The sequence below is a fragment of the Paenibacillus sp. 2TAB26 genome (assembly GCF_052115145.1).
GTDB lineage: Bacteria > Bacillota > Bacilli > Paenibacillales > Paenibacillaceae > Pristimantibacillus.
Map to the genome: position 1 here is coordinate 1 of NZ_JBFRGC010000014.1, position 21,119 is coordinate 21,119.

Here is a 21,119-nt window from a genome sequence, read left to right on the forward strand (position 1 = left end):
GAATATACACCGCCACTAGCGTTTAATAATGCAATTTTCTTATTCCCCATAAGTCCCACTGGACCGTCTGGTGTATATTTAAATGTTTTACCTGCTCGGTTTAAATAATCAATATATGTGTGTAGCACAGCTGGGATTGTTAGGTTCCATAATGGGAAACCAAACACAACTTTATCAACAGCAAGGAATTGATCTAAATATTTATCAGCAACAGCTACTGCTTTTGCTTCTTCTGCTGTTAACGCAAGTCCTTTACTCGTTTTAAAAGTGCCATTAATCATATCTACGCCTACATATGGCAATTCTTCCTTGTATAAATCAAGCTCTATTATTTTATCATTTGGATGCGATTCTTTGTAACTCGCAAAAAATGCATCATATAATTTTACACTGACTGATTGATTTGCTGGGCGATTGTTTGCTTTTACGAATAAAACTGTTGTCATTTGTTCCTCCTGGTGTTCACTACTCTAAGGTGTTTTATTTTTAATTACTAAAAAGTTCATCATATTGGCTTCACAATATCTTTTTGAATCTATACTCCATATCCCCACCCATAGCTGCAGGTGTATCACCAGTTTCTCTGAAATCATGGGTATAAATTTGTTCAAACGGACCCAAATTTACTTGCTTATAAAATTCATAACAAGGGAATCCATCGTGTTCCCCTTGAATGTCGACAATACCATCTTTTTTGACAAGTACAGTTAATAGATAGTCAACAGGAGGTGCTAATACATTTAATGGGTTGCTAGCACTTGCACTCATTTGAAATTTGACCTCGTCTGACTCCCATACAATATCCGTGCACAAAATGCCTTCCGTACTAGCTTTTCCTGATCTTTTATTAATGGAACCATCAGGAGTTGTGATTTTTTCTGTTGTTATGCCAGTATTCACATATGTGAAAATTTCTTTTTTGTAGAAATCTACAATTACTTCTTGTTCAATTCTTGAACGCAAAGTGTTTACTGCATAAGGTGTAAACTCACGTGAGTCACCTTCGAATTCGATTGTGTTACCCGTTTGAATATCTTTCCTAGGTTCAGTCCAAGATGTTGGAATAAATACACTTGCTCTAACTTTAACGATAGTAGTCATGAGAATACACCTCTGTAATGTTTAATATTATTTTTCGTATGGTTAAATGCTTGCTTTTCCTTTAATATTTGCTGTTTACAATCTTCTACTTAATATTTATTTCTAGAGTGTCGCTTTGAAATTGTATTCCATTTCCCCAGCTAGCGCTGCTGGAGTGTCACCAGTTTTTCTGAAATCATGTGTATATATGAATTCAAATGGACCGAAATCTGTTTGTTTATAAAATTCATAGCAAGGGAACCCATCATGGAAACCTTCGATATGTGCATCCCCACTTTTGTTAACGTTTATAGTTAATACATAGTCAGCTGCAGGTGCTGCTGTATTCAACGGATTGCTGGCACTTGCCCTCATTTCAAAAGAAACATCATCAGCGCCCCACATAACATTCGTACATACAATGTTTTGTGTATTTGTTTTTCCTTTTTTATGTTCGATAGAACCGTCTGGATTTGTAATTTTCACAGTCGTAATACAAGCATCTGCAAATGTGAAAATTTCTTTTTTATAAAAATCAATAATCACTTCTTGCTCTAATCTTGATCTCATTGTATTTACAGCGTAAGGTGTAAATTCGCGTGCATCACCCGTATATTCGAAGATCCTTCCAGTTGAAGGATCTTTAATAGGTTCCAACCAAGCATACGGTGCAAATACACTTCCTCTAATTTTAACGATATTAGCCATAAGAACCCTCCATAATTTATTAATTTTGTCTCGGTGAATTCTATTTCTTTCACAATCGTAATATAGTCAACTTGATTGACTATATTATGCATAGTACAATGAACTCTGAACAAAGTCAACCTAGTTGACTTTATTGAAGGAGGTAATATGTATGAATAATCAATTTTTTAGTGAATTAGATCTTACATCCCTTTTGTCATTATCTTTTAGTGTATCGATTAATGAACTACATAACAGATTGAGTGAATTGGGATTTGATGATATTAGACCTGTACATGGTTTTATGTTTAAATGTATCAATCCTAATGGAGCAACAGGTATAGAACTAGCCGAATATTTAGGAGTTACAAAGCAAGCTGTGAGTAAAATGGTGGATTATCTCGAGCAATGTGGTTATGTAATACGCAAAGCTCATCCCACTGATAATAGAGGGAAAATTATTATTTTGACCGAACGAGGTTGGTTAGTAGTGAAAGCAAAAGAGAAGATTCTAACTGAGATTGAGCAACGTTGGATTGAAAACATTGGAGCAGAACGACTGCAAATGATCAAAGAAGATTTATCAAAATTAATTTATGGAGCAAATGAAGGTAATTTACCAACAAGAGTAAGACCTGTGTGGTAATCATAGAAAATTAAAACCTCTTCTATGATTGAACTGCACCCCCAAAAATAGACATTAGAAAAAAAACTGGGTTAATCTAAACTATTTTAGGGGGTGTTTGGCATTGGCTACAAAAGGACAGAAGTTTAAACGTTACAGTTAGGAGACCAAGCTAAAAGCAATCGAGCTAAAGCTAGGTGGCAAAACAAAAAGGGAGATAATAAAGGTATTGGGGATTGAAGATGAAGGTCAGATTAAGATATGGATGCGTAAATACAAGCAACTCGGAGAGTACAGGCTTATGGATAATAGAGGGCGCCGTATGTAGGACGTGTAGCGGAGAATAAACTTAATCGTGATTTTACAGCCGACAAACCCAATCAGAAATGGGTCATGGATATTACTCAGTACCGCGTGTTCGATCAGAAGATTTACCTGTACGTTATTAAGGATTTGTTTAATACTGAAATTATTGCTTATCACATGAGTTTCAACAATGAAAATCCGTTGGTATTAATAACGTTTGAAAAGGTATTTAACAAGCTGACTCCGGTTGAGTACCGTCGCCAGCTTGTTTCCTAGGGCTTTTTTCAATGTCTATAAAATCGGGGCTTGACCATGCAGCATAGGTTTTTTTATTGTCTACAAAATGGAGTCTTGTTCAGACTGCTGCACTGATTATTTAACTATCGTTCTCCGATTGTACATTTGTTGCCCTAAGGCCTTGCGGTAGCAGTTGATAGCCTCTAGTCGTTCAGCTCATTCACAGAAAAGGGTTATTATTTGTAATATCTCCAGTGGATCGATCCACTGTTACAAGAAACCGGCCATCGCTGGTAGGATTACCCTCGGAAGAAGGTTTAATTTCGAATAAAACAAGTGAATCATTGGCGTAGCTATGTTCTGTTGTTGTAATTTGTACTTCTTGAACACTAACGTCCAAGAATTGTTGAGCCAATTGAGTCGCTTTCTCTTTACTTTGGTCTATTGAAATCCATTGTTCTTTTTGTATTTCATTGCTTTTGTTTGATTCTTTAGCTGCCTTCATATCGTTAATACCAATTATTTTATTATTTTGACCAACCCATACACGCATACTGTCGTCTGCGGTTACATAAGTGGCAGTTTCTCTTTCATCTTTTATAAGTGAAAATCCAGTCAGGTTAAAATACTTCTGCAATACGAGAGTAGCTTCTTCTGCAGTATTGACTGTCAGGCTTTGGATTTGGCCGCCTCCAGGCTTCGATAGCTTTGCCACTTCCACTGTTTCATTTGATTGGGTATTCCCTTGAGCATTTACTAATGAGAATGAGCAGACAGTTAATAGCGTTGCTAATCCTAAAACAGATAAACGCATAGAATTTTTCTTAAAATGTTTAATCATGAGTATTCTCCTCTTGAGATGCTTGTAATTACCCGATAATCCGACCAAACCTGGATATCTCTGGGCTCCTGTATAATACTCCAATAAATTAATGATCGTCTGGCCGTAAGCTGCTTTGTGTTCAGCATGGATGTAGGACAAGGCTAATGCATCACAGGCTATCTCTTGATCTGCTCGCATTCGTGCGTAGACAACCCACATTATCGGATTAAACCAATGTAAAATAACCAGAACATGCATGAGCCAATTCATCGCAACGTCCCTGCGCTTGATATGTGCCAGTTCATGATTGAAAATATAACGGAATTGATCGGCATCCATCGGACGAATCAACGAACTGGATAATAAAATCCTTGGTTTCATAAACCCATAAACCGCAGGACTCGGCACTGCATCTGTTACGGTCAGAAGAATCGGTTGTTTGACCGACATTTGGCGCTTGCATTGCTCGAATACTTGTAATACCGCTGGATGGGTTACATTGGGCTGTTTTTTAATTCGTCTATACACGTTGATATTGGCTATAAGGGTTACAAGGCTCAAGATTATGACCCCTAGCAACCAACCAAACAACAGGATGTCTCGCAGCGTTATTTTGGATAATAGATCCACAAACGATTGCTTTGCAAGGACTTGTTTTTCAGGAACATTCGCAGAGGAATGAACTATGACATCGGATGGATCTTTGAGTGTCCATTCGCTCGGTGAATCCACGTTGTTCTTCAACTGATTCTTTCGTTCATAAAGATTGGAAATATCATCGAGCGATCCTAAAAGGGATTCATTAGACAACTGCTGCTTCATTGGCAATAGATTGTATACGCTGTACGAGCTTTCTGGCGCCCAAGGCAATACGAGCCGAATGACAACAGGAAACCATAGGAGATAATGCCACTTCGGCTGCAACTTGTTTCTGAGCATCCATTTGATCATGACAATGAGAGCAACCAGCACACTTGCCATCAACGAAGCGCGAATCACCCAGTCGAAAAAAAACTGCATATACATCTGCACATATGTCATGGCTATTTGCCTGTCTTCGATTTGTTATCATCGAATAATTGTTTCAGCTCATTGATTTCCTGTTCCGTCAGTTTTTTCTCCTGAAGGAAGTTCGCAAGCATCGGTTTAATGGCTCCACCGTACAATTTTTGCAAAAAACTTTTTGTTTCACTTTGCAAATACTCATTTTCTGAAACCAAAGGATAAAACATTTGGGCTCGTCGAGATTCGTCTTTGTTGATTCCAACCGCTTCTTTCTGCACCAGACGGTTAAGCAGCGTACGAATCGTCTTCGGACTCCAGTCCATTGTTTCCGTTAGTTGTTTAACAATTTCGCTGGATGGACATTCCTTCCTCGCCCAGAGGATTTTCATAACTTCCCATTCTGCATCTGTGATTTGTGGTAATTTTGTCATACTCGAAACCTCCCGTTACATGTAAAAGGATCACAATTGTAGGCCTACAAATCATATACTACACGTGTAGTCCTATTGTGTCAACGAACATCTCGTACCATTCACTTCCTATAACGACGAAAATAATAATAATTATGATGTGTAATACCTCTAGGTGGGAGATCCAGTGCAGCGAAAAATGCGCTCAGGCCGTCTAATAGGTGGAGGTGATGATTCAGTGATGCCGGCCGGCTCGAATAATAAGGAAAATTTCCCGAAAGATCCCACTCAAGCTCTAGAGCAGCTGATGGAAAGCTTTGGCTCGACGATCATGCGCACCGCTTATTTTTATACCGGGGATCGGCATTTTGCCGAGGATATCAGTCAGGAGGTATTTCTTCGCGCTTATCGCAACTGGAACTCGTTTCGTGGAGATAGCGCGGTTAAAACCTGGTTGACGACGATCGCTATCAACGTTTGCCGGGACAAGATGGGCGTGCGGATGTTTACGGAACAGCCGACCGATCCCAGCCTGATGGAGCGGGGACGGATATTCAACGTAGAAGAAGAAGCGCTTAAAAGATTGCAGAAAAGCGAGATTTTGCGGCATATGCTGCGTCTGCCTCTGCCGTATCAGGAGGCTTTGTATTTATATTATTATCTGGACTTGGACACACGGGAAATTGCGAAAGCGACGTCGTCGCCCGAGGGTACCGTGAGAAACAGACTGCACCGGGCGCGCGAGGCGTTGGCTCGGGAAATGCGCAAGGAGGAGACAACCGATGACGGACATGGAGCGTAATTTACGTCAACATTTGCAAAAGGAGTCGGATGATATGTTGTTTTCTAAAATGGAATTGAGCGATAGCGTTAAACAGAAGATCAGGAAACAAGCCGCCGCGGAAGCGAGAGGCCGCCGCCGATTCGTTCTTCCGAAAGCCTGGCTTGCAGGAGCGGCAGCGCTGGTCGCGGCAGTCGTCATAGTGGCGGGATTGCCGATGCTGCAAGAGCCCGCCGCAGTCCCGACGCCAACGGATAATTCGTCGGAAATCGTGCTGCCCGGAAACGGAGGAGCCACAGGTTCGGAGTTGTCCCAATTGATTACAACTCCGTTAGGAACGGCGGAGGCAGCGAAAGCAGCTTTCGGTTCCGGTGTGCTTGTTCCTCAAGTCGCCCCGGAAGGCTTCAAGCTGGCTGAGATCGTCGGCGTGGGAATGAAGGACCAACCGCTCAGAGATTTAAACTTCACATACGGTTCGGGTGATAAGACGGTGACGTTCAGCGCGAGCCGCATGCCGGCAGCGTTCCCGACAGACCTGTTCACACAGACCAAAGTGGGTGGAGCGGACGGCTTAATTTTCGAGCAAGCCGAGTTCACAGAGCTGTTCTGGGTGGTTGACGGCATTCAGTATGGCGTGTCCGGTCCGATTTCGGGCGACGAGGCTATGAAGGTAGCCGAATCGGTGGAGCCTTAATGAGTTGATGCGTGTATATCGTGAATGAATGGAACGCCCCACCCGTCGAATGCTAGATAAATTGGGGTAGTGTAATAGCCCCACACGAGAGAGCATATCACTGGCAGATATGAGGTCAGGGGTGAGGGTCGCCCTAGGCACCTCCAAACAATTAATTCAAACCACTTCATCTGAAGTGGTTTTTTTGGTGAAGCCTAGTTGCTTCATAAGATTACAGGAGGAAATGAAATTTAGGATTGGAATCAAGATTGAATGCAATCTACGGTAGAGCCAGTTCATTGGAACGAGGGGGCAGGGGTTGACGAACTGGTTGATTCGAAAATTACAAGTTGAATTGTGATTGGGGACGATACCACATGATAGCGAGACGGCGTTCTGTTTTCATTAAATTAATATTGTCCCCATAAAGGATAAGACTACCTCATTGGAACTTTATTGCAACACTCGTATGATAAGATAAGTCCCCAATATACAAATCGTGTTCCGGGAACTTATTACAGGGTTAAAAGAAGTAGTGAGATTACGTTATTTGCACGTACGCTTATCGCTCTTTGAATCTTGTTATTTTTTTGAGCTCGTGAAAACGCTAACATCGGGTCAATTGTGGACGGGATCGCATTTACAAGACTAGACATATGGAATAGTAGAGGTGATGCGGCAGCCAGCATAAAAGCGGGAAAGTGTTGTCAGGCCACACATGAGGGGTTCATATTGGGTGTAAAGGATCACTTTTTTTGTGCACTACATAAAATCATAGAAAGTTTTGAATTTAGTATTTAAGTGAAGAAGTTTGAAAGAGTTATGGGATCTCTTCAAAACCTAAAAATAGGATATATGGAGGAAATTTGAGAATGAAAAAAAGACGATTATTAGCATCTTTACTTGTGACAGCGATGCTATTTACTTTGTTTTCTCCGCTTATGGCAGTCAGCGCGGCATGGGGAGATGATGTATCTCTTTTGACCGTAAATGCAGGCGCAGATGGTAATACGGCGACAAACGCCGATGCGCCAGACGGACAGAAAGCGTGGAGTTTAAACACCGGAACCTCAAAGGGCGGGGGGCCTTGGGATAACCTCTTCACGCCAAGCGTAGCGCCTCTAAAAGATGTATCCGCTTACAAGGACGGATACTTCGTTTTCGAGATGTATATTCCAAATGCGAGCTTTAAAAATATGCTAGGCAATAACTGGCTCGTCATCGTAAGCGACAGTAATCCCGCTGCGGATAAGTTCAACGCCGATTCTCGTCTCCAGCTTGATTTGAGCGGAGTCACAAATGCTGCAGTGGGCACATGGGCGACGGTCTATACGAAGTTATCTACGTCAAGTGCCGTAGCCGGGAATTTCAATGACGCCTGGTTAGACAAGGTGACCAGACTAGCCATGCATCTGCAATGGGATACTAGTGTCCCTAGCACTGACGTTTTCATAAAAAACCCGCGTTTCCAGAAAAGTACGCTAGGCGTACCGGTTTCACCGTCAACGGCTCCCGCACTTGATGTAGCAACAAAAACAGTAACTGCGAACGCACCGGCTAGCGGGCAAGCTGTTGAGTTTGCAATAAGCGAAGATGGGATCGCTCCCGCATCCGGGTGGGTGGATGGAAGTAAAAACGATAATGTTTATTCTCATCAATTTGCCACATTGCCTTCAGCGCAGACTTATTATGTATTCGCGCGGGCGAAAGCAGACAACAGTTACAACTTCATCGGCGCATCTTCAAGAATTACGGTAACGTCTATTGATGAACAAACATTGGTTAATGAGGCGGCGGCGTCTCTGACATGGGATGCGATTAAAGGCAGTAATACTTCGAATAACGATGTAAAATCACAACTTAGCCTTCCGACAGCAATAGGAACAACTAACGTAGCCTGGTCTTCGGACAATGCGGCAATAAGCAGCACCGGAGGCGTAAATCGTTTATTGAATAGAGAAGTAGACAAAACCGTCGTACTCACGGCGACAATTACCAAGGGCAATGCAAGTGCTACACAAACTTTTACCTTGACGGTGAGAGCCGTGCCGGCGGAGGTCAACGCCCGGGCTGCGACGTATTTTCCTAATATAGAAGAGGGAACAAGCAGCGCTATTGCGCCGGACGGAAATAACGCGGTTAAGTTGGGCGCTGGAAAAATAGGAGCCGGCGTTGAACGGCTTTGGGATGCCCGCTTTGTTAGCAGCAGCGGCAATCAGGATTTATCAGCTTATGCGAATCAATATTTTGTCTTTGATATGTATGTTACACATACGGACCTTTTAAAGCTCAGTGGAAATAACTGGATCGCGATGGCAAGTGGCGGTAACAATCTTGACACCAATTCGCGTCTTAACCTTAATGTTAACGAAATCAAAAATGGAAAGGTTAATGAATGGATTACGGTTTATGCGCAATTATCAGCGGCCAATTCTCCGAATGGTTTCAATCCCATTAATTTGGACACGGTACAGGCAGGGAGATTGCAAATGCAATGGTCATCCGTGCCCCAAGGCGACATCTATATCAAGAACCCGCGTTTTCAGAATACCGTGGATTCTCCGAAACCTATTCCCACGGCTGTTGAGACAACGGGCAACGTTACGTTATCCTCAGCAGCGCCTGCAAACGGCCAGGCTGTGCAGTTCGCGATCAACACTACCGGTGACGCTCCGGCAACCGGCGATTGGACGACGGGTACTCTTATTGCAGGCACGTATACTTCGGCATTTGCAAAACCAACAGGCAGCACCTATTATACATTCGCACGTACGGCTCAAAATACGCAATATCCTTTTGCAGGAACGCATACAAGAGTTAAAGTGGTGCATCTTGATGACAATCAAGCCGTATCGGACGCAGCAAATAAGCTGACATGGGATACGATCAGGAATTCGAATGCTATTCAATCCGAAGTAAGAACAGGGTTGACACTTCATGCAACCGGTGCGAACTATACGGCTATTGCATGGACTGCTGAACCGGCAGGTATTATAGATCCCGCAACTGGCAGTGTAACTCGCGACCCTGACGTAGGAAAAGCCGTAACCCTTACGGCGAAAATAACCAAAGGTAATGCAGCACCTGTTCATAAAATTTTCAATTTGACAGTAGCCAGTACGACTAACGAACTTGCTGAAGTGTTCATTGACTTCAACGATCCTGAATTATTTGATGCTGTCGATACCATTGGAAGCGGTTTCGGCGACGGTGGAGATCCAGCTGGACCGTACAAAGGACTACAAGGCAACGGCATAGGCGTCAGTCTTATCGGAGACGGCGGTACCGCGGTGGATGTAGTCACTCAAAGCGGCGTAAACGCTGTGAAGATCGGCAACTTTATGTACGTCATTGTAGACGATCTTAAGCTTAAGCAAGCAAACAAGGTTGAATTAGCGGTCACATACTGGAGACCGAGCGCAGCGGGCGGTATTTCGTTACAGTATAACACCATATATCCTGGCAGTTTCTCTGGATTTGAAGCGTATAGATCAGCGAGCCTTCCGGCCACAGGAAGCGGAAACGCTTGGGTGACTTCAAAGGGTGTGCTTAACGGAGCTAATTTTGCGATAGGAGCACAAAATCAAGGAGCGCACTTCCGGATCGGTGCAGCCGGAGCAATCATACAGAGCATACGAATAACCGAAATTCCTCCAACGGATGAAGAAGCGGTAAAACTTGTTTCGGACGCGCTGACTTGGGACGCAATCAAGGGTACGAATACCAGACAGGATCTGGTAGAAACCAATTTGAATCTTGCTAAGGTGGGTTCAGCGAGTACGAACATTGTGTGGGCATCTACCAATAACACGGTGATCAACAGCAACACCGGCGCAGTAGTTCGTCAAGGAGTGAACACATCCGTAACACTCACGGCGACAGTAAGCAAAGGAACGGCAACACCTGTTGTTAAAACTTTTAATATCGTCGTTCGCGGAACAGGGACCGGAACCGACGAGGAAGCGGTAAACGATATGTTGAATAAACTGACATGGAATTTAATCAAAGGCATGAATGCTTCTGAGACAAATGTGACGACGAACGTAGTTCTCCCGTCCATGGGTGAAAATATGACGGATATTACATGGACGACATCCGCTGCTACCCTTATAACCACTGCAGGCGTGATACCGACAAACCGTCCGGACGGCGGAGGCGAGGTAACGCTCACGGCGACGGTAAAAAGAGGTCCGGTAGCCGCTCCTGTAACCCAGACTAAAACATTTGTGCTTACAGTTCCGGATCGATATGATTACGCAAAACACATGAGAGCGGCAATCGTTCAGGAACACGACGCGAAAGATTGGGCAATATCGGACTTTAACGTACTCGCTTTCGGTGCGAAAACAGCAGAGATGGCCGAAGCGGAGGGCTTAGTTGATTTCGATAATAGAGAGGCTTTCCAGGCCGCGATTGATGCGGCTTATAATGACGGCGGCGGCGTAGTCTATATTCCGGCGGGAACCTTTGCGTTCTACACGGAAACTACCGGCACAATAAGCGTTCAAAGCACGACAGGCAGTACAACCTACGAATATAAACAGGTTTTAAATTTGCGGGCAGGCGTACAGCTCCGCGGCGAATGGGATAATCCGGATGCGGACGATTACGATGGTAAAATCGACGGAACCATTCTCGCAGTCTATGCCGGACATAATTCCGCCAATTATGATACGTATGTTGACTCTGACGAGAGAGAAAATCAGACAGGCGGCAAAAAAGTAGCTAACGTATCCGATCGATTCATAGACATGGAACAAGGCACAGGTGTAACGAACCTTTCAGTCTGGTATCCGAATCAAGATATTAATGCTACAACCACTGTTGAAAAGAGGAACGCAGATGGCCAGAAGACAGGGGAATTTGAAGACATCAAAGGAATTCCGTATCCGTGGACGTTCTATCAAAGAACCGGAAACAGCGTCACGCTTGATAACGTTACTCTTGTAAACGCTTGGGGTGGATTCATCTCCCTGCCAAGTGAAATGCATTACGTTGTGAACAGTAATATGACGGCTCTCTACAAGGGCATCGTGGTTCACACGTGTACAGACATCGGACGTATCGAGAACGTGGACATGAACCCGAAATACTGGGCGAATTCAGGTCTTGACGGCGCACCGTCTCTATCGGACGCGAGAGCGTACACAAGAGCGAATGCTACCGGATTCATGATGCACCGATCAGATTGGGAATATGTCTCGGGATTAAATATTTCCGGGTATAAGACGGGGATGTGGATCGGAAGAGAACCTGGCGGCGACGAAGCACCGAACGCGCAGTTCTACGGATTGAAAATCGAAGACAGTCAAACGGGTATATACATTGACAACGTTAACGGTTTCGGTCTGCTGCTCTCGAACTCGGAATTCGGAGGCGACACGGCAGTATATTTCAACGAACGTTTCGACACTTCTGTTCAATTCAACGGAGTTGCATTTAAAGGTCCGATTGTAAGCAACGCCAGAGGCGGAGTGATATCCTTTGAGGATAGCACGTTCGACGAATATGACAATTATGCGCTGAACTTCCTGGGCCGAGGAAGCGCATTAGTCAGTCAGAGCAATTTCAAACAGGCAGACAAACATGCACATTTTGGAGCAAACTTCGGAACATTCAAATCGGTAAATTCCGGTTATAACCTTAACATCGAGAGCGCTGACCTTGCCGCTCACATCGATAACCTTAAACTGGACGTTAAGGCTGACGGCAATAACACCGCGGTACAAATCGTAAATGATGTTGATTACTTGTTTGAACCTATTCCGAAAGATGTAAAAACAGATATTGACGTACACCCGAGACCGACATCAAGCGCAGTGCTTAGACTTGACTTCCCGCGCTCGTTAACAGGCAACGCACCGACCGTGGATATATCTGCAAAGCTGCAGGAAGCTCTTGACTATATTAAAGCTAATCACGGTGGCGGCACGATCTATTTACCTGGTGGAAGATATAGACTGAATAATCCCGTCATCGTTCCCGAGGGTGTTGAACTCAGAGGAACATGGGACGTACAGCACCATACACAAGGCGGCGGCACGGCGATCTTTACAGCGTACACCGGCGGGGCTGAGGGAGAAAACGGAAATTCCCTTATTCAGCTTAAGGCAAACGCAGGGCTCAGAGGACTTAACATTGCGCAAACGAATATAACCAGCGTCAATCTCGACAACCCTAACCTAACGCTTAAAACTCCGTTTTTGGTACAGGGGCAAGGCGCAGGCGTATATGCAATCAATTTAACGATCCCAATTGGGGATAAAGGAATAGATCTGGCTTCCTATAAAACAGATGGTCACTATGTTGATTATTTAGGAGGCACGCTCCTCAGAGCAGGCATTTGGGTCGGAGGAGGCGCGGAAGGCGGATTTATTAGAAATATGCAATTCAATCCGCATTACGCTTTAAGGCTTCCGGGAGGCCAAGGATATTCGGCACCAACCGGCGATTTGTACGGATTCGTACAAAGATACATGAGTGCGCTCAAATTCGCCGATGTGGAAGACCAGACGATTTTCAACAATTTCGTTTTCGGTTCGGTATACGGTATACACTTCCTGAAAAGAGACCTGGGGAACGGCGAATTCGCATACCCCGGAAAAATGACGATGATTGGTCACGGTTCGGATGGAACCACGTACGCACTCTATGTGGAAGACGCTGACGAACACACCAAAATAATCGCGATCAACTCAGAATTGGTTAATACGAACATCACGACGGAGCCGAATAGAGCGTATGTCAGAATGGGAGATGCAGCTAATACCGCGAAAATCCACCAAGACGCTGAACTTGTCCTGTACAACAGCGCGTTCTGGGGAAGCCCGACCGTAGCGGGAGCAATCGTAAATAACGGTGTCGTTCGCTTACAGCAAGCAAACTTTACTCAGCTGCCTGGCAACAATCCGGGTATTGATGTCCACGGCGGTAAGGCGCATGTATACACTTCTTACTTCCAGCCGTCCAAGAACGGCCAGAATAATAATGTGTATGCCATGCTGCGCGAGAGCGGCACATCGATAGAACTTAGCAACAATTATTACGCATCCGGCTTGAGAAATAGCACCCCGGCGGACAATCCGTACGGCATTTACGGCTCGGATTTATTGGCGGAACCGTTTGTATTCAACCTAACCAAAAACGGAGATAAACAACAATTCATCGTTAAGTATAATGTCGGAGGAAGAGCCTCTGCACCCGGAACATTAACAATTGTATCCCCGGCTGCTTATGCTAAAGATTTCACTCCCATTACATTTAACGCGCTTGCGGCAGGCGAATCCGTAACCGTAGATTTACCGTATTATGCCGCAGGTCTGATTACATTCAAGCTTCAACTCGATGACGGAAAAGCATACACCTATACGGCAAAATTTGACGCGGCATACGCTGAAAAGGTAAGTTCTGCAGGCGCTGAAAATCCGGCAAAGAGTGCTGCGACTCCGGCATTTGTAATGGACACCAAAGATTATGTCACTTCGGGAACGTGGGATGGTCCGCAAGACCTCAGCGTGGGATCGCATTTTGCATGGGACGACAGCAATTTATACGCATACATTGTCGTTACAGACGACGTGCACTTCAATAGCCAAACTGGAGGAAATATATGGAGAGAGGATAATTTGCAGTTAGGCATTGATTTACGCAATCCCGCAACCAACAGTACTACACGGAATGAATTGGGGTTCGCGCTCACCARTGACAACAAAGATGTAATATGGGCATGGACTCGTCCCACAGGCGCCAATGCACCGACTGCTCCGATTACTGATATCGCAGCAAAGATTACGAGAGATGAAGATACGAAAACGACGATTTACGATTTAAAGATTCCGTTTAATACCGTTCATAATAATCCTGCATCGGAGCTCACGAACGGAAGAATCGGAATATCAATCATGCTCAATGAATCTGACAGCTCGCGTGAGTCAGACAGCACCAGATCCACCTTTGAAGTTGAAAGTGGACAATTAAAAAATTCAAGTTCATTTACAGACATATATCTTTTAGGCGCAGGCAAATACAATGAAATGCTTGAAGCATCGGCAAGCGCTGCCGTTTCAAAGGCTCTCGCGTCTGGATCAGCTGCCGATAACGCTATAGCTCGCAACTTTGTTACGATTATGGCAGACGGCGAAGTTAAGACGGATCTTCTTAACAAAATCAAACCTATCGTTCAGGATAGCGAAATCAGCAAAGCTGCTGCTGAATTTGATCTGAACACTAGCAAGCAGCAAGCAATTGCAATAAAGCTGGAGCTTAAAGGGAATACACTGACAGCCATTAAGAACGGCAGTACACAGCTGCAGGCTGGCACTGATTATGTTGTGAATAGTGATCAGATCACGTTTACGACGGCTTACTTGGCGAAATTACAAAAAGGTACTGCGAAGCTAACGTTTGAGTTTAGCGCAGGACAGCCGCAGGTGTTGACGATTACAGTAGTTGATACCACGCCTGACACCAACAACGGCGGTAACAATGGTAGCAACAACGGCGGGAATAACGGTGGCAATAACGGCGGCAACACCGGCGGAAATCAAGAGAACCAGGTTGAATTGAAGGATATTGCGGGACACTGGGCAGAAGCTTCGATTCGCAAGGCAGTGACTAAAGGCTTTGTAGTTGGCTACAAGGATCAAACCTTCAAGCCAAATGCGGCGGTAACCCGTGCGGAATTTGCAGTGATGTTATCCCGTGCATTGACTGTACAAAGCGATGGAAAGCAGCATGCCTTTAATGATGAAGCTGACATTGCTCCATGGGCAAAAGAAGCGCTGGAGCAGGCTGTATCAGCGGGAATTTTAAGCGGCTATGCGGATGGAACGCTGCGTCCAAATAGCGGTTTGACGCGCGCTGAGCTTGCAGTTATGATAGCTCGTTCTTTGAAGCTGGAAGACCAAAAGGACAAAGCAGCAAACTTTACTGACCAAGCTAAACTGCCAGAGTGGGCAAAAGGCGCGATTGGCGCAGTTGCTGCAAAAGGGATTATGCAGGGCAAGGAAGGCGGCAAGTTTGACTTCAATGCCGTGGCTACCAGAGCGGAAGTAATTACAATTCTGCTCCGTATTTTGGAGCTGGATGAGAACTAAAATGATCAGTCAGCAGAATTGTTGCCAGCGGATCGTAGAGTCTTAAACAGTGAGGATGTCAGCGGCGATTAGTCAAGGCTGACATCCTTTTTATTTGCCTTTATATGGTTAGGCATTTAAGCGCCATTACAATGGCTGCGCGTACTTGTCCTGAACACTTAATCACCGTAAAACGCAACGAATAATGACCGCCCTCAGGTTGTCTTTATTAATTGAGGATCATGGTTAAATCTAGCAAGCAGGTATAATTACAGGGTACAAAGAAGGTGCTTTCCATTCGAATGATCCGATTACACGTGCAGAGATTGCACTCATGCTAGCTAGAGCTTCGGGTAAATCTATCGAAGGAAAGGCTATAACTGGCTTTACAGAAGACAAGTATCTTCCAGCTTGGGCAACATGCATCATCCTTTACATGCGGCAATTACATCTAGTGTAGGAGCACGGCGTCGAATCTACCGCTAAAAGCCCTCGTCGAGTAAGTTTAATCAGCCGTTGAAAAAGAGATTCAGACATCCCTAATTGAGAACACAAGTAGAGCGAAGCTTGATCCCCCTTGGCTTCACCAAACAGAAATAATAGGCACGCCAAATAGATGGCGTGTTTTTTTGCGAAAAAACAAGAGCACATATGGTGAAAAATGCCCACAGCAAAGCTTGCCTTTCGTGGGGAGCGCAATGATTGGGCTTATGCTTGCTTGGTCACGAATCCTTCGAGCTCCATCTGCCCRAATCATCTTGGGTGGTTTTAGGGCCTGAGCTTCAGCTTTGTGTCGTGCAGAAAGCCGGGAATCGGAGAAGGCAAGCTGAACGCTCTTCTCGTATTGCTGTAGCGGAACGTCCTCCGGATTCGCTGCATCTAGCGCTTCTTGGCGAATTTGCTGCGGAAGCCTGAGGGAGAGAGACCTTCTTTCTTGGAGAAACAGGTGGAATAATGCGAGATATGATGGAAGCCAACTTCATCTGCAATCTGGGCAATAGATTTGGAGGTTTGCAGCAGCAGCCGTTTGGATTGTTCAAGCCGGTAATATTGAAGATAGGTTACTGGGGTCATTCCGTACATTTTCAGCATCACTTTAGCCAGATAATTGGGGTGATAGTTCAACTTCTTTTGCAGCACCGAGTTCGTGATATCGCTGGCATAGTTCTGGCGGATGAACAGTTCGATCCGCTCGGCGAGCTGAATCGTGGTGGCGTTCGCGGGGGAAGCGAGATCGCGATCCAAATGTTGCAAAAATAACTGGAAGGAAACTTGTCGCTTCCAGTTCCGAAGCGACTGCGGTTCATTCTCCTGCTGAAAGAAGGTGTCAAGCGCCTCCAACGCTTTCGTCGACAGCTTCATGTGCTTGGGAAGGAAGATGGAACAGACATCGGCGTGATTGACATACGCTAACTTTTTGTGTTCCTCGATCAATTCCAGCTGGTTGCTCTGGCATTCGTTCATGTCGCGGCACATCTGCCAGCTGCCGAAGGTTTGAAAGTGAATCCAGATGATTTCCGTATCGGCTTTGCAGGGCGCATTGCCGTAATGATGAGCATTCGGGAGAAGGATGAGTCCTTCTCCCTCATTGACTTCCCAGCTATGGTCATTCTCGGCAATGGGGAGAACCCCTTTGCGGACGACAATCAGATCGAATACATTGATACAATTTCGGTCGATATGGGTATCTCCTACCTCGTAATAGGCATAACCGCAATCCACGAAATAGGGAATCGGTGGTGAGATAAAATGAAGAATCGTAGAGTCCACACTGTTTCCTCCTAAGATTGGAATCGTGAATATCAAGGTAGAAAATATTGTTATTTTTATAATACTTCATAGTTGTCTTCTAAATAAAGCGTTTCCTGTTGATCGTCTGGCATAAGCTCGATTTCCCGATATCGGGAAATCGGTGGCGTAAGAACGAAGGTTGAAAATATTAAAAATCAGGTTGGAAAATGTTGTTTTTTTTCAAGGTACTTCATGTCACAATTCTATTAAAGCGCTTTCCTGAATCATGTCATGTTGCAATGGCAAAACACGACGGTTTGGTCAGGCGTAGAAAGGCTAAACGTTCATTCAAACGATTAGCATTTAACATCATTCAATTGATGAAGGGAGAACGGGGCAATGAAAGTAGGAAAAAGACTTGGGGTAGGTCTAGTCTTGGCTGCACTGACATTCAGTGCAATAGGCTGTGGGAACAACGGTAACAAAGAGACAAATACAACACCATCGGCAGGAGAGGCTTCAAGTAAACCGGAGAATTCGCCTTCCAAAACGGAAAAGGTCAAGATTACGTATTCGATGTGGGGTAGCGAAGAAGAAGGGAAAACCGTCCAGGCGGCGGCAGATAAGTTTAATGCTTCCCAAGACAAAATCGAAGTAAAAGTGGAGGCAATTCCTTGGGAAAACTACATGACAAAGTTGAATACACAGGCAACGGCAGGCCAATTGCCGGATACGGGGATATTGAAGGAGGATGGCGTCATCCAGTGGTCCTCTGACGGCATGTTGAATGATGTGAGCTCCATGTACGATGGAAGCGACAGCAAGCCGCTCGATAGCTTGGCCTACAAATATCAAGGCAAAACCGTAGCCTATGCTGCTGCCAATGAAATCCTCCTCCTTTATTACAACAAAGACATGTTTGACAAAGCGAATGTGCCTTATCCACCATCTGCACTGGATAAAGCATGGACATGGGATGAATTCGTAGCTGCGGCCAAGAAGCTGACGGTTGACAAGAATGGCAAACATCCTGACGAGGATGGCTTTAAATCGCAGAGCATCGTTCAGTATGGCGCCTCTATTGAAAATCTACCGTGGCAGTTGGAAACCTGGGCGCTTAGCAATGGCGGCGGTTTCTATTCGAGTGACGGGACCGAAGTGAGAATCGGAGAAGACGCCAGTACGGAAGCGATTCAGAAAGTTGCTGATCTATACTTGAAAGATCATGTTGCCCCGTTGTCGGTTGGTCAGACTGATGATGGCATTCAGCGCACCATCATTGCAGGAACGGTTGCCATGGCCACAAACGGTGCGTGGAATGTAGGAACCAGCTTGAACACAGCCAAGGAGAAAGGTTTGAACTATGGCGTTGCCGTACTGCCTTATATGAAGGAAAAGGTTACTCTAAACACGGGCGGCGCCAATGTCGTATTCTCCCAGACCAAGCATCCGAAAGAAGCGATGGAATGGCTCAAATGGTACAATTCCGAAGAAAACAACTGGGGGCTCATCTCATCAGGCATTTGGATGCCAACGCTGCAAAAGTGGTATACGGATGAAACTCTCACCCATAAATGGGTCGACAATCCGAACTTCCCTCCGTATGACGAATACAAGTCTGCGGTAGTCGATTATGCGCAATCCGCCGCCGCGAGACCCGCATCGTGGTTCTATACAAATCATACGACAGACTTTAACACCTTGCTCGGATCGACTCTGGGGGATGTTTGGACCGGAAAGACGACCGCCAAGGAAGCCATAACCAAAAATCTCGATGCTTTGAAAGCGGCTCATACAGGCAATAAATAACGGATAAAAGGAATGACCGCCAATATATTGCAAGTGGCGGTCTTCCTTCAAACATGAGGTGGGGAGCGAGATATGGAACCGATTAACAAACCGCTGAAGCGTCGTTCTCGCTTTTACTCAAGCGAGGCAAGAGTTGCTTATATATGCTTGATTCCGGCTTTCCTCGGACTGATCTTCCTGACCTACCTGCCTCTTCTGGGGGTGCTCGGAATCAGCATGACGAATTGGACAGGGTTAGCCAACCCCGAATTTGTTGGCCTCAATAATTATATCAAGCTGTTTACCACCGATCCGTACATTAAAGATTCGATTATCGCGACGGTATACTTCGCCGTATTATCCGTAGCCGGAAGCATGATTTATTCGTTTTTCATCGCGATGCTGTTGAACCGTAAAATTCCGGCAAGAGGTTTTTTCAGAGCCGTATTTTATGTGCCGTTCGTTTTGCCGGCGGCTGCTATATACGTAGGATGGTCCTGGCTTTACGAGGCGAATTTCGGTTTCTTCAACTTTCTCCTCTCCGAAATCGGGTTGAGCAAAATTCTCTTTATTGCGGATTCCAGATGGGTAGTTCCTTCGCTTTCCTTGATTGCGGTCTGGTTGTCGGGGAACTTGATCGTTATTTTTTTGGCCGGTCTTCAGAACGTCCCGAGCGTCTATCATGAAGCGGCTGAGATGGATGGCGCAAGCGGATGGAAACGCTTCTGGCATATCACCTTGCCTTGCATGACGCCGATTATCTTTTACAACTTGTTGATGAGCCTGATCGCCAATCTCCAAGTCATAACACCGGCCCTTTCTCTGACCAATGGCGGTCCGGGCAATTCTTCAAGGTTCATGACATATCTGATGTACGATCAGGCTTTCGTCAATTACAGGCTGGGTTATGCTTGTGCGACGACCTTTGTAATTTTCGCCATCCTTGCCGCGTTTACCGGTATTTTGTTCAAGACATCGAATCTGTGGATCTTTTCTGAAGGAGGCGATGGCAATTGAGTGAAGCAGCGTACGTCAGACTAAAGAGCAAGAAACGCAGTGAACGAACGATAAACGTGATTATGTTTGTAGTCGTTGTTTTATTTGCTTTAATCGTGCTCTTCCCGATCTGGTGGATTTTTCGTACGTCTCTGATGACCAATCCCGAGATCTACAAATATCCACCGTCACTATTACCGGGAAATTGGTTGTTTTCCAATTATGAAGATACACTGAAGGTATTTAAATTTTGGAAATATCTAGGAAATACGATGATAATCATCGTTCCTTCCTGTTTGGCGGGAACGTTTACGGCCACCTTGTGCGGATATGCCTTTGCGAGGCTGCGGTTTCGGGGGAAACAGTTGATCTGGACCCTATGTGTCGGTTCAATGCTTTTGCCTACCATGGTTACGCTCATTCCGCTGTACATTGGATGGACGCGGGGGTTGGGGGTCCATGACAGCTATCTGCCATTGATTTTGCCATATTTTTGCGGAGGCGGCGCGTTTAATATCTTTTTAATTAGACAGTTTATTCTCTCCATACCGAGAGAACTCGACCAAGCGGCAACGATTGACGGAGCCGGATACTTCCGCATCTTGTTCAATATTATTATTCCAGCGATCAAGCCCGCCATGATCGTCGTCGCATTGTTTATTTTCATCGGCTTGTGGAATGATTTGCTCCAACAGATGATTTACATTAATTCGAGCGATAAATTCACGATAGCGTTGGGGCTCACCAATTTCAGAGGTCAATTAAAGCAAGATTGGTCGATGACGATGGCCGCCACGTGCTTATCCTTTGCTCCGGGAGTCATTTTCTACCTGATTGGTCAAAAGTATTTTGTAGAGGGAATCACGATGACCGGATTGAAAAATTAGTTCGGATCATTGTCGC

At 45.1% G+C, this 21,119-nt stretch carries 15 protein-coding genes and 1 pseudogene; 10 read left to right on the forward strand and 6 right to left on the reverse strand.

Annotated elements, in window-relative coordinates:
* The 3 genes from AB4Z50_RS17075 to AB4Z50_RS17085 form a co-directional block, all read right to left on the reverse strand.
* Positions 1–446, reverse strand: a 446-nt coding sequence (locus AB4Z50_RS17075; protein ID WP_441880825.1) for an FMN-dependent NADH-azoreductase, incomplete at its 3' end; no start/stop codon positions are given.
* A 70-nt stretch (positions 447–516) separates the two neighbouring features.
* The gene (locus AB4Z50_RS17080; protein ID WP_441880826.1) at positions 517–1,101 is read right to left on the reverse strand and encodes a DUF3238 domain-containing protein; all 585 of its coding nucleotides are present in this window, start codon (positions 1,099–1,101) and stop codon (positions 517–519) included.
* A 102-nt stretch (positions 1,102–1,203) separates the two neighbouring features.
* Positions 1,204–1,788 (reverse strand): DUF3238 domain-containing protein, encoded by a 585-nt coding sequence (locus AB4Z50_RS17085; RefSeq protein WP_441880827.1) that lies wholly within the window; start codon positions 1,786–1,788, stop codon positions 1,204–1,206.
* A 151-nt stretch (positions 1,789–1,939) separates the two neighbouring features.
* Between AB4Z50_RS17085 and AB4Z50_RS17090 the strand changes: the two genes are divergently transcribed.
* From AB4Z50_RS17090 to AB4Z50_RS17100, 3 genes and pseudogenes are all read left to right on the forward strand, one after another.
* On the forward strand, positions 1,940–2,413 hold the full coding sequence (locus tag AB4Z50_RS17090) for a MarR family winged helix-turn-helix transcriptional regulator (protein ID WP_441880828.1): 474 nt from the start codon (positions 1,940–1,942) through the stop codon (positions 2,411–2,413).
* Between the two features lie 160 nt (positions 2,414–2,573).
* The gene (locus AB4Z50_RS17095) at positions 2,574–2,720 is read left to right on the forward strand and encodes a hypothetical protein (RefSeq protein WP_441880955.1); all 147 of its coding nucleotides are present in this window, start codon (positions 2,574–2,576) and stop codon (positions 2,718–2,720) included.
* A 53-nt stretch (positions 2,721–2,773) separates the two neighbouring features.
* Positions 2,774–2,974, forward strand: a pseudogene (locus tag AB4Z50_RS17100) (DDE-type integrase/transposase/recombinase); the annotation flags it as partial.
* A gap of 181 nt (positions 2,975–3,155) precedes the next feature.
* Here the strand turns inward: AB4Z50_RS17100 and AB4Z50_RS17105 are convergent.
* Positions 3,156–4,784 carry a M56 family metallopeptidase gene (locus tag AB4Z50_RS17105; RefSeq protein ID WP_441880829.1) on the reverse strand — a complete coding sequence of 543 codons (1,629 nt, stop codon included), beginning with the start codon at positions 4,782–4,784 and terminating at the stop codon, positions 3,156–3,158.
* Between the two features lie 17 nt (positions 4,785–4,801).
* Positions 4,802–5,194: a BlaI/MecI/CopY family transcriptional regulator gene (locus AB4Z50_RS17110; protein ID WP_441880830.1), complete on the reverse strand. Its 393-nt coding sequence runs from the start codon at positions 5,192–5,194 to the stop codon at positions 4,802–4,804.
* 166 nt (positions 5,195–5,360) lie between these two features.
* On the opposite strand from AB4Z50_RS17110, the gene AB4Z50_RS17115 reads away from it, so the two are divergent.
* From AB4Z50_RS17115 to AB4Z50_RS17130, 4 genes are all read left to right on the forward strand, one after another.
* Positions 5,361–5,975 carry a sigma-70 family RNA polymerase sigma factor gene (locus AB4Z50_RS17115; protein WP_441880831.1) on the forward strand — a complete coding sequence of 205 codons (615 nt, stop codon included), beginning with the start codon at positions 5,361–5,363 and terminating at the stop codon, positions 5,973–5,975.
* A complete protein-coding gene (locus AB4Z50_RS17120) occupies positions 5,965–6,648 on the forward strand; it encodes a DUF4367 domain-containing protein (protein ID WP_441880832.1) in 684 nt (227 codons plus the stop codon). Before AB4Z50_RS17115 ends, AB4Z50_RS17120 begins: the two co-directional genes overlap by 11 nt.
* 851 nt (positions 6,649–7,499) lie before the next feature.
* Entirely contained in the window at positions 7,500–15,722 is an 8,223-nt protein-coding gene (locus tag AB4Z50_RS17125) for an immunoglobulin-like domain-containing protein (RefSeq protein ID WP_441880833.1), read from the forward strand.
* A gap of 244 nt (positions 15,723–15,966) precedes the next feature.
* A complete protein-coding gene (locus AB4Z50_RS17130; protein WP_441880956.1) occupies positions 15,967–16,161 on the forward strand; it encodes a hypothetical protein in 195 nt (64 codons plus the stop codon).
* Between the two features lie 419 nt (positions 16,162–16,580).
* Here AB4Z50_RS17130 and AB4Z50_RS17135 read toward each other — a convergent pair whose 3' ends face one another.
* Positions 16,581–17,471 carry a helix-turn-helix domain-containing protein gene (locus AB4Z50_RS17135; RefSeq protein ID WP_441880834.1) on the reverse strand — a complete coding sequence of 297 codons (891 nt, stop codon included), beginning with the start codon at positions 17,469–17,471 and terminating at the stop codon, positions 16,581–16,583.
* 360 nt (positions 17,472–17,831) lie between these two features.
* Between AB4Z50_RS17135 and AB4Z50_RS17140 the strand changes: the two genes are divergently transcribed.
* The 3 genes from AB4Z50_RS17140 (at position 17,832) to AB4Z50_RS17150 (ending at position 21,103) form a co-directional block, all read left to right on the forward strand.
* A complete protein-coding gene (locus AB4Z50_RS17140; RefSeq protein WP_441880835.1) occupies positions 17,832–19,241 on the forward strand; it encodes an ABC transporter substrate-binding protein in 1,410 nt (469 codons plus the stop codon).
* 72 nt (positions 19,242–19,313) lie between these two features.
* Positions 19,314–20,237 carry a carbohydrate ABC transporter permease gene (locus tag AB4Z50_RS17145; protein ID WP_339203980.1) on the forward strand — a complete coding sequence of 308 codons (924 nt, stop codon included), beginning with the start codon at positions 19,314–19,316 and terminating at the stop codon, positions 20,235–20,237.
* A complete protein-coding gene (locus AB4Z50_RS17150; protein ID WP_076270453.1) occupies positions 20,234–21,103 on the forward strand; it encodes a carbohydrate ABC transporter permease in 870 nt (289 codons plus the stop codon). Before AB4Z50_RS17145 ends, AB4Z50_RS17150 begins: the two co-directional genes overlap by 4 nt.
* Positions 21,104–21,119: the final 16 nt, after the last annotated feature.

Excerpts from the sequence above, each read along its gene's own strand:
- AB4Z50_RS17080 (WP_441880826.1), bottom strand. The coding sequence starts at position 1,101 with ATGACTACTATCGTTAAAGTTAGAGCAAGTGTATTTATTCCAACATCT.
- AB4Z50_RS17085 (WP_441880827.1), bottom strand. The coding sequence starts at position 1,788 with ATGGCTAATATCGTTAAAATTAGAGGAAGTGTATTTGCACCGTATGCT.
- AB4Z50_RS17090 (WP_441880828.1), top strand. The coding sequence starts at position 1,940 with ATGAATAATCAATTTTTTAGTGAATTAGATCTTACATCCCTTTTGTCA.
- AB4Z50_RS17105 (WP_441880829.1), bottom strand. The coding sequence starts at position 4,784 with ATGTATATGCAGTTTTTTTTCGACTGGGTGATTCGCGCTTCGTTGATG.
- AB4Z50_RS17110 (WP_441880830.1), bottom strand. The coding sequence starts at position 5,194 with ATGACAAAATTACCACAAATCACAGATGCAGAATGGGAAGTTATGAAA.
- AB4Z50_RS17120 (WP_441880832.1), top strand. The coding sequence starts at position 5,965 with ATGGAGCGTAATTTACGTCAACATTTGCAAAAGGAGTCGGATGATATG.
- AB4Z50_RS17140 (WP_441880835.1), top strand. The coding sequence starts at position 17,832 with ATGAAAGTAGGAAAAAGACTTGGGGTAGGTCTAGTCTTGGCTGCACTG.
- AB4Z50_RS17145 (WP_339203980.1), top strand. The coding sequence starts at position 19,314 with ATGGAACCGATTAACAAACCGCTGAAGCGTCGTTCTCGCTTTTACTCA.